Genomic DNA, 11797 nt, shown 5'->3' on the forward strand with positions numbered 1-11797 from the left:
AGTGAAAGGCCGGACACGTGACCAGCGTGGCCGGCCTTTCGGCTAGAATTGGGTGTTCAGTATTGCTTGCCGGGGGACAGGAAGACAGGAACCATGACGGAAGTCGCCAAACGGAAAACGGGCAAGATCCTTGCCATTGCAGGGATCTGCGCCGCCCTCGTCCTGGGCGGTATTGGCGTTGCCACCGTTCCTGGATTGCTGGCCGGTGCCACCCCGAATGGCGTGGGAACAACCCAATCCACTCCGACGCTAGAGGCTAAACCCGTGGAGTTGGGCATCACACCGCTGGACGGCGCTGTGGAATGGAATCCAGTGGTTGGCCCCCAGATCAAGGCCGTCAACGGTAAGGTCAAGGACGTAGTTTTGGCGCCGGTTGACGGCGGTACACCTGTGCAGGGGAAGACCAGCGCGGACGGCAGCACGTGGACAACCCTTGAGGTCCTGAAGTTCAAGACCCAGTACAGCTATTCCTTCACCGTTGTGGACACCGCGGGTAAGGAAACCAAGAAGACGCAGACCTTCACCACGGTTTCTGCTGCCTACGAAGCCGACGCTTCCATCTATCCGCGCAACGGCACAGTTGCTGGCTCGGGCCAGCCGGTCGAAATCAACTTCAGTGAACCTGTGGTTGACAAGGCCGCGATGGAAAAGCGCGTTGCCATCACTGTTTCATCGGGCCAGCCAGTCGCGTGGCATTGGTACTCGGACAAGAAGGTCCGCATTCGCCCGGAGGCATTCTGGGCGTCGGGAACCACGGTCACAGTGGATATGAAGCTCCTGGGCGTCGATTTCGGCAACAACATGATTGGAAATGGCGATGTTGTTTCCACTTTCACTACTGGGCCGCAGCGCGTGGCTGTAGTGGATGACAACACCAAGACGATGAACGTGTATTTCGACGGCCAATTGATGCACACCGCGCCCGTATCGCTTGGCGGAGAAGACTGGCTTTCGCCCACCGGCTACGCCGTGATCCTGGAGCAGGAACGCAAGTCCAACTTCAACGCTGGAAGCATCGGCCTCAAACCCGGGGACAAAGGCTACTACGCTCCTATGGTCGTGGATTATGCCAACCGCCTCACCTGGTCCGGCGTCTATGTCCATCAGGCCCTGGAGTCCGCTTGGGGCGCCATTGGACGCGTGAACGTCTCCCACGGCTGCGTTGGGTTGCTGCCAGACGACGCCGCGTGGTTCTTCAACAACATGAAAACCGGCGACGTCGTGCAGATCCTGAATACCGGTGCGCCGGCTGTGGAACCCTTGGAGGGCTTCGGCGACTGGAACATTCCCTGGGCCAGCTACGCCCAGCGGTAGCTGCTATTTCAAGCCGGGGACACACTTGCTGTGACAATTTCGCCAACCCTTCGCCCGGACTGCAGCAATTGCTTCGCTCTCTGCTGCACCGCCCTTGGCTTCGCCCGCTCGGCTGATTTCGCGATCGATAAACCCGCTGCTTCGGCCTGCCCGAACATGGCCAGCGACTTTTCCTGCACTATCCATCAACGTTTGCGGCCCCGCGGATTCAGCGGATGTACCGTCTTTGACTGCTTCGGCGCAGGCCAAGTGGTTTCCCAGCACACATTCGGGGGCACGAGTTGGGTCCAGGACCCAGCGTCCAAGTCCTCGATGTTCGTTGTCTTCAAGGTGGTCAAGCAACTGCACGAAATGTTGTGGTACTTGTCCGAAGCTGAGCAACGCGCTTTCGATCCGGAGCTGGCGGCCACCGCCCGCCGGCTGTCCACAGATATTGAAACCACATCCCAAGGAGAGGCGTCGGCAATCCTGGCTGCCGACGTCGGACATTTACATGCTGAAGTGCGTGCCCTGCTGATGGAGGTCAGCGAGGAGGTGCGCGCTTCATATGGGGCTGAGGGCCGTGAAATGCCCGACGGCGGACTCCACCCGGGTGCCGACCTCATGGGCGCCAACCTGGCTAAGAGACAACTGTGCGGCTCGGACCTCCGCGGTGCCTACCTGATAGGGGCAAACCTGGAGCGCAGCGACTTAACCGCCGTGGACCTCCTCGGCGCCGATCTGCGCGATACCCGTCTCCACGGCGCCAACCTCTCCAGGTCCCTCTACCTGACCCAACCGCAAACCAACGCCGCCCAAGGAAACCCCGAAACGCGCCTACCCGAAAGACTCACGACGCCGGCGCACTGGCACTGAGAAGGGCGGCGAAAGGCTGGGGGTCGGGGTCCGGCAGCGTGCGTCCAAGCGAGGAACGAGCGAGCACGCAGAGGACGGCGGCCTCCGGCCGGAAGCCCCGGCGTTGTCTCAGTCCTGGGTAAACGGCAGCTTGCGCAGTCTTTCGCCGATGGCGGCGTTGCGCTGTTCCGCTGTGCGGAGGCGGACAAGTTCGCGGTTGCGTCGCTCGCCGAGGACCGCCCCTATGTAGTCCTCGGGGATCGTTCCCGCTGGCGGTGGCGGCGCAACGTAGTTTGCCAGCTCGGAGGCCAGCGCTGCAGCCATCCTGGCGCGTGAGGATGGTGCCATGAGGTATGCCTGCTGAACGAAGGTTCCGGCCCGGCGGGCTGTGGCGTCGGGGATCCGGCCAATGTCCGCCATGGCTACCCACGGTTGGAGGTAAGGGGGAGCGCCGGGAAAGATCCTCGGCTCGGAGGGCACGCGCTGCCGCAGCGAGTATGTGCCGGCCACGACGTCGCCGAGGCGCTTGGACTTGTCGTTGAAAAGTGCCACGCCGATAGCGAGGCCACCGAAGGTCATGTAAATCTCGAGGAACCCCAACATCCCACGGATGACCGCGTGCCGGAACCTGATGGATCCGCCGTCGTCCCGGACCACGCGCAGGCCCGCGGCCAGTTTCCCCAGTGAGCGGCCGCGGGTGAGCGTCTCCACAGTGACGGGAACGATGACGAAGGAGAAGACGACACAAGCCAGGATCATGGCCCGGACCGCGGCTTCATCGAGGTCCCGGGCGGCGGAGAGGACCAGGACGATGAGGAGGATCAACATGAGGACGTTGGCAATGACGTCCAGAATGAGCCCCAGAGCGCGGGCGGCGAAGGACGCCGGGCGCAACTCCAGGACCACTGCCTCGCCTGTGATGATTGAACTCAAGTCCGCCCCCGTGCGTAGCAATCGCGGCGGGCGCATCAAGTACCCGCATCAACGAGTCTAGCCGCGCCCATCCCGCAGGCAGGGATAGGGCAGACAGGGACTGGGCAGACAGGGATAGGGTGGTGCCGTGGACATCGATGCCTTTTCGGCCGTGCATGGGAACAAATGGTCGCGGCTCACTTTTCTGGCCCATAAGCGGCGGCTCACTGGGTCCGAAGCCGACGAATTGCTGCGCCTGTACCAGACTGTCTCCGCACATCTGTCACTCATCCGCTCGGTGGCTCCCGAGACGGCCTTGTCCTCATCCCTGTCTGCCGCACTTGCCCAGGCTCGAACCAGGTTCACCGGGGCACGTTCGAACTTCATGGAAGACCTCGCCCGCTTCTTCGTCATCGCACTGCCCGCGGCGTTCTACAGACTCCGATGGCTGACGCTGTGGTGTGGGGTTTTCTTCATGCTGGTGAGTGGCGCGTACGCACTTTGGATCGGGACGTCGCCTGAGGCGCTGCGAGCCGCATTTGGCAGCGATGACAGGGTGCGTCAGTACATTGAAGACGATTTCATCGACTACTACTCGGAGAACCCGGCGGCGTCCTTTGCCGGCGCGGTCTGGACCAATAACGCCTGGATTTCCGCTCAAGCGGTTGCGTTCGGAATTACGGGATTCTGGGTGCCCATGATTCTCTTCCTCAACGCCCAAGGCGTTGGCGCGGCTGCCGGTGTGTTTGCCTCTGCGGGAAAATTGGATGTCTTCTTCAGTTACATCCTTCCCCACGGGCTTATGGAACTTACCGCAGTGTTCATCGCCTGCGCAGCCGGGCTGAAAATTTTTTGGTCAATGGTCCGGCCCGGACCCAGGACGCGGATGCAGGCCGTCGCCGACGAAGGGCGTTCCCTCATCACGGTTGCCCTCGGGCTGGTCTTGGTACTTCTCATTTCGGGCGTGGTGGAAGCATTCGTGACACCAAGCCCCTTGCCGGTTTGGATGAAGATCGCGATCGGGGCACTGGTCCTGGCAGCTTATTGGACGTACACCCTGGTTTTGGGTGGACGTTCATTCCGTTCGGGCGCCACTGGCGACCTTGACAGCCATGACGCCGGCTACCGGGGGATTGCGGTCTAGGCGAACATGCCCGCACCTTACAGTTGCGTTTCGATCTTGCTCTACGCGGGGTGGCTCCTCGTCTCCGCCCAAACCCGGACTGTAGGCTCGAATGCAGACAAGAGTGCCGGCAGCATGGTTAGGCCGGTGGGATGCCTACGGAAGTGAAACCGCTGTGAGTGACAAGAGCCGAAAACCACAAGATCCGGAGACGGACGTCCATGAGGACCCCGACGAGCCGGCCTTTGACTGGATGAAGCCCACCGCGCCGGGTGGTTCTTCTGCTGCTCCCTCAGGCCAGGTCCCGGTTCAGCCGGAGAGTCGCGCTGACCGGAAGGCTGCCGAGTCCGCGGACGCGGAGCCGGAGCCGCCGCTATTCGCTGAGACGGTGGCCGATGCGCCCACAAGCCGCCAACCCTCGCACTATTCCGAACCTTTGCCGACGTCGGCCCTTCAGGTTCGTCCGCCGGAGGACGAGGTTGCCAGGCGCAATGCAGAACGCGAGCAGGCAGCGAAGGTCAAGCCAATGGGCCCCAGGATTTTCCAGGTACTGCTCGCGGTCTTCTTCCCTGTGATCCTCCTGGTGCTGGCTGTCCGGGCAGTGACCAGCCCCCTGTTCCTCTGGGTTGAATACAACCGGCCGGGTTTCCCGGGAGACGGGTACGGGTTCAGCACGGACGATCGCATGACTTATGGCTCCTACGCTGTGGACTACTTGAGCAACTGGTCGGGGCCACGGTATTTGGGTGGCTTGGTCAACCAGGACGGCGCCAAGCTTTTCAAAGACAGCGAAGTCGCGCACATGGCGGACGTGAAAATGGTCATTCTGACATCCTTTGGTGCCGGCCTGTTGCTCATTCTTCTGAGCATCATCGCCATTGCCTACTTGCGTAAGCGCAGTGAAGGTGGCGTTCGGCGTGGGCTCTTCGCCGGCTCCATCGTCACTTTGGTCATCATCATTGGCCTTGCAGTGTTGGCAGCCCTGAGCTGGCAGCAGTTCTTCACCGAGTTCCACCGGATCTTCTTCGCCAATGGCACCTGGACCTTCTCCCTGGAAGACACGCTCATCCGTCTCTTCCCGGGACAGTTCTGGGTGGATGCCGGAATCGTCATTGGAGCGCTCGTGTTCCTGGCGGCGACGGTCACCTTCATCCTCACCTGGCCCACGCGACGTCGCCGCGGTTTGGACTCAAAGTCAGCGGCCGAAGAAGAAGCATCCTCAACAGAGATCGACGACGACGGCGAGGCGGAAGGTCTCCGTAAGGACACCAACGACACCGTCGCATAACCACCGAGCCGCTACTTTTCGTAAAGCTTTTCCACCAACGACGAGAAGTCCTTAACCACAACGGCCCGCTTCAGCTTCAGCGAGGGCGTCAGGTGACCGGACTCGACGCTGAGATCTGCGGTGATAAAGCCAAACTTACGGATGGATTCAGCGGACGAAACCAGGGTGTTCGCTTTGTCCACGGCGGACTGAACTGCCGCACGGACGCGCTCGTCCTTCGCGGCTTCACTGGGGGACATGGCGTTACGCTTGTTCTCGGCGCACCAGTCTGCGAGTCCTTCGGGATCCAATGCCACCAGCGCTGCGACGAACGGCTTGCCGTCGCCCACCACCACGGCCTGTCCCACGAGCCGGTGCTCCCGTAGTTTCTCCTCAAGGGGAGCGGGAGCGACGTTCTTGCCGCCAGCGGTGACCAACAGGTCTTTCTTCCTGCCGGTGATAGTCAGGAACCCGTCGGCGTCGAGCTCGCCCAGGTCTCCTGTGCGGAAGAAGCCGTCCACGAAGGCCTCAGCGGTGGCGGCCTCATTCCGGTGATAGCCCTTGAAGACGCCGATTCCCTTGACCAACACCTCCCCATCCTGTCCCACGCGGATGGTGGTGCCGGGCAACGGTATGCCAACAGTCCCTATTCGGGACATGCTTGGCGTGTTGACGGTGCAGGGCGCAGTGGTTTCGGTCAGGCCATAGCCCTCAAGGACCGGGATTCCTGCGCCGTGGAAGAAGTGGTTCTCCCGGAGGCTGAGGGGGCTGGCTCCGGACACGGTGTAGCCGACGGCCCCGCCGAAGACCTCCCGCACCTTGGGGTAGAGGAGTTTGTTGAATGCCGAGTGCTTGAGACCAAGGAACCAGCCTGGACCGGGCCCCTGCCCGCGGGCGGCGAGGTCCACCGCCGTCGAATATTCGACGGCGGTGGCGGACGCAGCGGCGAACAGTCCGGACTTTCCTGACATGGCGGCTTTGTGTCCTGCCCCGGCGTAGACCTTTTCGAAGATCCGGGGAACTGCCAGCAGGAAGGTGGGTTTGAAAGCTCCCAGGTCCGCCATGAGACCGCTGGCACCGGAGCTGTGCCCCAAGGTGACGCCTGCGGTGAGGCAGACCACCTGGACCGCCCTCGCCAGGACATGTGCCAGCGGTAGGAACATCAGCGTTCGCGCGCCGTGCTGCATCAACAGTTCGGGGAGGAAGGGGATGACGTTTCGGGCGACGAGTACGAAGTTGCCATGGGTGATTTCGCAGCCCTTGGGTCTGCCCGTTGTGCCGGAGGTATAGACGATCGAAGCGACATCGGACAGATTGGCGGCGCTGCGCTGGCGCTCAAGTTCGGCATCCATAATGCCAATTCCGACGGCGGCGAGACTGGTCAGGTTGGGGGCCTCGCCGTCATGCTCCATACGGATGATCGACACGGGGTCCTCACCCAAGGCTGTCGACTTCTCAACCAGGGCGCGAAGAAGGTCTGCCTTGGAGGTGTCCTCCACAAAGATGCGCCGGGCGCCGGAATCGGCAAGGATCCACTCGATCTGGCTGGCCGACGACGTTTCATAAATGGGCACTGTAACTCCGCCAGCCATCCAGATGGCGAAGTCCACCAAGGTCCATTCGAAACTTGAACGGGAGAGCACAGCTACGGGATCGCCGGGGTTGACGCCTCCGGCGATGAGGCCTTTGGCCAGTGCCTGCACGTCCGTGAGGAAACGCGCAGCAGGCACGTTGAGCCACCCATTGGCTGTCTTATGGGCGTAAAGGTTGCCGAACGGGTCCTTGGCGCATCGTTCCAGAAGGAGGTCGGTCACGTTGGTATTCTCGTCGGCCTCGACCAGAAGCTCCGTGCTTGCCTCCCTCACGATCCTCCTCCTAGATCCACGATGGCATCCACATTCTCATCCGCCATTCCTGGTAGCTGATGACTTCGGCGGTCAGCACAGGATAGAAAAAAGCTGTGGCCAGGATGGCCAGCACCACAATTAAGCCCACTACGTAAAGTCCGGATCTCCGCCGCCAGGGAGGATCGCTGCTGCGGCCTAACACCAGCCCCAGAACGTACGTCAGGGCCAGAACCAGGAACGGTTCAAAGGAAACTGCGTAGAAGATGAACATCGTGCGTTCGGGGTACATGAACCACGGCAGGTATCCGGCCGCGACTCCAGCGAGGATGGCCCCGGCCCGCCAATCCCGGCGGCCCGCCCACCAGAAGAGCAGGATCACCAGGGCTATGGTGCCACCCCACCACACAATGGGGTTGCCTACGGGCAGGATGGCCGAGGAACAGGTCTCGGCAAGGCAGCCAGCAGTTCCCTGCTTCGGCGATTGGTAATAGAACGAGGTGGGCCTGCCCATGACCAGCCAGGTCCAGGGGCTGGACTCGTAGGGGTGGTCGGCACTGAGGCCCTGATGGAACTTGTAGGCCTCAAGGTGGTAGTGCGCAAGAGAACGCACGGAATTGGGCAGCCAATCCCACCCGGGCGCGGGATTGGTGGCCGCCCACTGGCGGTAGTAGGCATCCTTGGAGAGAAACCAGCCGGTCCACGTGGCCACGTAGGTGACTGCCGCAATCGGGACAATCGTTAGGAAAGCCGGCAGGCCATCCTTCATGAGCGCTGCACTGGGCCAGCTGCGGATCCCGGCGATGCGGCGGGCGCTCATGTCCCAGAAGACAGTCAACAAGCCGAAAGCCGCGACGAAAAACAGCGCAGACCATTTGGTGCCTACGGCCAGGCCGAGGCAAATGCCAGCAACAAGGCGCCACCATCGCATGCCCAGCCAGGGGCCGGCCAACAGTTGCGCGGCGGAAGGCCTGCCATCGGGCGAAGCAGCCGCCCGGGCGGCGAGCCTGGATGCAAGGCGACGCCGGCCGTCGTCGCGGTCCAACAACAGCGCGCCAAAGGCAGCAAGGATCCAGAACGCGAGGAAGATGTCCAGCAGGGACGTTCGCGACAACACCAGATGGTGGCCGTCAACCGCGAGCAGCAACCCGGCCACGGCGCCAAGGGTGTGGGAACGGAAGAGCTTCAGCGCGATGAGCGAGAGCAGGAAGACCGTGAGCGTCCCGGTCAAGGCTGCACCGAAACGCCAGCCGAATGGATTGTCAGCCCCAAACAACCACATACCAAAGGCGATCATCCATTTCCCGACCGGAGGATGAACTACGTACTCCGGGGTGTTGAGCAGGATTTCGGGATTGCCGGCGTTGAAGGAATCGTTGGCATTGGCAGGCCAGCTGCGTTCATATCCGCTGATGAGGTACGAATACGCGTCTTTGACGTAATAGGTTTCGTCGAACACCAGGCTGTGTGGGACCTCAAGACGGAAGAAGCGCAGGATTCCGCCGATGACGGCGGTAATGGTGGGAATCAACCAGAACCATAAACGCAACGACGGCGGGTAGTCCCGCCAGGTTTGGATCACCCCGATCAACCGCGACTTCAGGGCGTCTTCTGTATAGGCCGTGGTGGGGCTGGCGATCCAGGGGTGGCCTGCCAGCCGGCGTCCCAGAGCCGGTCTGGTGTTCCTGTTGCGGTCGCTAGCAGCGTGCTGTCCGGAAGGAGGGCGCCAGGACTTGCTCGTCTTGGTCATTGTTGTCCTGGTGGTCTCTTCCGCGCCATTGGTTGCCGCCACGTCCGTGGCTCCGGAACGTAACGCCGAGGCTGCGGGGGTTCCGGAATCGGTGGTGGGAACGGGGGACTGGCTCACCCGCCCATGCTACCTTTCCATCCTTACTGCGGCGTTGAGGTGCGCGCGGCATTAGGCTTGGCAGGTGGAAGAACAGCGCAGCATCCCGGACGAAGCCCCCTTTGACGATGCATCGGCGGTTGATGAACCGGACGCCGGTGCCGCCGCGATCCCAACGGCAGCGAGTGGCAGGATTGTGCTTGCTGCTACTCCAATAGGCAACGTGGGCGATGCATCGTCCCGCTTGATTGAGCTCCTGGCGACCTCCGACATCGTTGCCGCGGAGGACACCCGCCGCCTGCATCGGCTGGTCCAGGCCTTGGGCGTGGAGGTGTCCGGGCGCGTCATCAGCTATCACGAACACAATGAGGTAGCCAAGACCGGTGAACTGCTGGACTATGTGCGGGCCGGCAAAACCATCCTGATGGTCAGCGACGCCGGAATGCCGGCCGTCTCGGACCCTGGCTTCCGCTTGGTGGAAGGCGCTGTAGCGGCTGGCCTGACTGTCACTGCCGTTCCGGGACCTTCCGCCGTGCTGACAGCCCTTGCACTGTCCGGGCTGCCCACAGACCGCTTTTGCTTCGAGGGCTTCCTGCCACGGAAGTCGGGGGAGCGGAATTCCCGTCTGGCAGACTTGGCTGACGAGCGCCGCACCATGGTCTTCTTCGAGGCACCGCACCGGCTCGAAGTGATGCTTCGGGCACTGCACGAGCGCTTCGGGGCAGAACGGCGCGTTGCTGTTTGCCGTGAACTGACCAAAACCTATGAGGAAGTGATCCGCGGAACGCTGCGCGAGCTCCTGGAGTGGGCGGAAAATAACGAGGTTCGCGGTGAAATTGCCGTGGTTGTAGGTGGAGCTCCCGAGCAAGCCCCCGGCAAACCGGAAGACCATGTGGCTGCCGTGAACGAGCTCATCTCCCAGGGAATCCGGCTGAAGGAAGCCGTTGCCGCCGTGGCGGATGATGCCCGTGTCAGTAAGCGGGAGCTGTATTCCGCGGTGCTTGCCGCCCGCTGATCCTCCCTGTGCAGATGCACAATTTGGCGAGCGTATGGCAGTGCGTGAAGGCGTAGACACTGCTTCTTGCATGGCAGTACCGTGGCAGTAATTCAAGCCAATTCTGGCAAGGAACCCTAGTGGTGCAACCCTCCAATGCACCCAAGACGAAGGAGTCGCCATGACTGTCACGGTTGAACGCGAAAGCGAACTGCTGGCTTCCGTCCCCACCGGCCTGCTGATCAACGGTCAGTGGCGTCCGGCGGGATCCGGAAAGACTTTTGATGTTGAGGACCCGGCTACGGGCAAGGTCCTGCTCAGCATCTCCGACGCCGGTGCTGAAGACGGTGCCGCCGCCCTCGACGCCGCCGCTGCCGCCCAGGCTGACTGGGCACGCACTGCGCCCCGTGAACGTGGCGAGATCCTGCGCCGTGCCTTCGAACTGGTCACTGAGCGCGCCGAGGACTTCGCCCTGCTCATGACCCTGGAAATGGGCAAGCCGCTGGCAGAAGCCCGCGGCGAGGTCACGTACGGTGCCGAGTTCCTGCGCTGGTTCTCCGAAGAAGCCGTCCGTGTTTCGGGCCGCTATTCTGCTGCACCGGACGGCAAGAACCGCCTGCTCGTGCAGAAGAAGCCGGTTGGGCCCTGCCTGCTGATCACGCCGTGGAACTTCCCGCTGGCAATGGCAACCCGCAAGGTAGCCCCCGCCGTCGCCGCTGGCTGCACCATGGTGCTCAAGCCCGCAAACCTTACCCCGCTGACCAGCCTGCTCTTCGCCCAGGTCATGCAGGAAGCTGGACTTCCCGCAGGTGTCCTGAACGTCATCCAGACCTCAACTGCCGGTGCTGTCACGGGCCCGTTGATCAAGGATGACCGCCTCCGCAAGATCTCCTTCACGGGCTCCACGCCGGTAGGCCAGGCCCTGATTCGCGAAGCCGCTGACAAGGTCCTGCGCACGTCCATGGAACTGGGCGGCAACGCACCGTTCGTCGTCTTCGAGGACGCCGACCTGGACAAGGCCGTTGAAGGCGCCATCGCAGCCAAGATGCGCAACATGGGCGAGGCCTGCACTGCAGCAAACCGCTTCATCGTGCACGAGTCCATCGCCGACACGTTCGCTGAGAAGTTCGCCGCGAAGATCGGCTCCCTCACCACGGCACGCGGTACTGATCCGGAGTCCAAGGTTGGTCCGTTGATCGACGGCAAGGCCCGCGATGGTGTTCACGCCCTCGTCACCGAAGCTGTAGCAGGAGGTGCCACAGCAGTGACCGGTGGCGCCGCCGTCGACGGTCCCGGCTACTTCTACCAGCCCACTGTGCTGAAGAACGTCGCCGCCGACTCCCGTATCCTCCAGGAAGAAATCTTCGGACCTGTGGCCCCGATCGTCACGTTCTCCACCGAAGACGACGCCATCCGCCTGGCCAACAACACCGAATACGGCCTGGTTGCCTACGTCTTCACGAAGGACCTCAACCGTGGCCTCCGCGTCAGCGAAAAGCTCGAGACCGGCATGCTCGGCCTCAACGCCGGCGTCATCTCCAACGCCGCTGCACCGTTCGGTGGCGTCAAGCAGTCCGGCTTGGGCCGCGAAGGCGGCTCCGAAGGCATCGAAGAGTACCTCTACACCCAGTACGTAGGTATCGCTGACCCTTACGCCGACTAG

General features: G+C 62.4%; 9 protein-coding genes. 6 read left to right on the forward strand and 3 right to left on the reverse strand.

Going from position 1 to position 11797, the window contains the following annotated elements; all coding sequences use genetic code 11:
• The first annotated feature begins 93 nt into the window (after positions 1 to 93).
• Positions 94 to 1314, forward strand: coding sequence for an Ig-like domain-containing protein (locus tag AB4Z15_RS07475; protein ID WP_442016764.1), 1221 nt, complete (start codon positions 94 to 96; stop codon positions 1312 to 1314).
• A gap of 30 nt (positions 1315 to 1344) precedes the next feature.
• Positions 1345 to 2169, forward strand: coding sequence for a pentapeptide repeat-containing protein (locus AB4Z15_RS07480; RefSeq protein ID WP_442016765.1), 825 nt, complete (start codon positions 1345 to 1347; stop codon positions 2167 to 2169).
• 108 nt (positions 2170 to 2277) lie between these two features.
• On the opposite strand, the gene AB4Z15_RS07485 is transcribed toward AB4Z15_RS07480, so the two are convergent.
• Positions 2278 to 3081 (reverse strand): RDD family protein, encoded by an 804-nt coding sequence (locus AB4Z15_RS07485; RefSeq protein WP_442016766.1) that lies wholly within the window; start codon positions 3079 to 3081, stop codon positions 2278 to 2280.
• Between the two features lie 127 nt (positions 3082 to 3208).
• Between AB4Z15_RS07485 and AB4Z15_RS07490 the strand changes: the two genes are divergently transcribed.
• Together AB4Z15_RS07490 and AB4Z15_RS07495 are read left to right on the forward strand one after the other, a co-directional pair.
• Complete coding sequence (locus AB4Z15_RS07490; protein WP_442016767.1) at positions 3209 to 4204, forward strand: stage II sporulation protein M; 996 nt, start codon at positions 3209 to 3211, stop codon at positions 4202 to 4204.
• Between the two features lie 154 nt (positions 4205 to 4358).
• The gene (locus tag AB4Z15_RS07495; RefSeq protein WP_442016768.1) at positions 4359 to 5471 is read left to right on the forward strand and encodes a TIGR01906 family membrane protein; all 1113 of its coding nucleotides are present in this window, start codon (positions 4359 to 4361) and stop codon (positions 5469 to 5471) included.
• Between the two features lie 11 nt (positions 5472 to 5482).
• Here the strand turns inward: AB4Z15_RS07495 and AB4Z15_RS07500 are convergent, their stop codons facing one another.
• Positions 5483 to 7315, reverse strand: a complete 1833-nt coding sequence (locus tag AB4Z15_RS07500) for an AMP-dependent synthetase/ligase (RefSeq protein WP_442016769.1) — start codon at positions 7313 to 7315, stop codon at positions 5483 to 5485.
• Between the two features lie 10 nt (positions 7316 to 7325).
• Entirely contained in the window at positions 7326 to 9044 is a 1719-nt protein-coding gene (locus tag AB4Z15_RS07505; protein ID WP_442016820.1) for a dolichyl-phosphate-mannose--protein mannosyltransferase, read from the reverse strand.
• A gap of 265 nt (positions 9045 to 9309) precedes the next feature.
• Between AB4Z15_RS07505 and rsmI the strand changes: the two genes are divergently transcribed.
• Both rsmI and AB4Z15_RS07515 read left to right on the forward strand, forming a co-directional pair.
• Complete coding sequence (gene rsmI / locus AB4Z15_RS07510; protein WP_442016821.1) at positions 9310 to 10155, forward strand: 16S rRNA (cytidine(1402)-2'-O)-methyltransferase; 846 nt, start codon at positions 9310 to 9312, stop codon at positions 10153 to 10155.
• Between the two features lie 160 nt (positions 10156 to 10315).
• Positions 10316 to 11797: an NAD-dependent succinate-semialdehyde dehydrogenase gene (locus AB4Z15_RS07515; protein WP_442016770.1), complete on the forward strand. Its 1482-nt coding sequence runs from the start codon at positions 10316 to 10318 to the stop codon at positions 11795 to 11797.

The sequence above is a fragment of the Paenarthrobacter sp. 2TAF44 genome, from assembly GCF_052114885.1.
GTDB lineage: Bacteria > Actinomycetota > Actinomycetes > Actinomycetales > Micrococcaceae > Arthrobacter.

Coding starts and splice junctions, on each gene's coding strand:
- AB4Z15_RS07475 (WP_442016764.1), top strand. CDS start 94: ATGACGGAAGTCGCCAAACGGAAAACGGGCAAGATCCTTGCCATTGCA.
- AB4Z15_RS07505 (WP_442016820.1), bottom strand. CDS start 9,044: ATGACCAAGACGAGCAAGTCCTGGCGCCCTCCTTCCGGACAGCACGCT.
- AB4Z15_RS07515 (WP_442016770.1), top strand. CDS start 10,316: ATGACTGTCACGGTTGAACGCGAAAGCGAACTGCTGGCTTCCGTCCCC.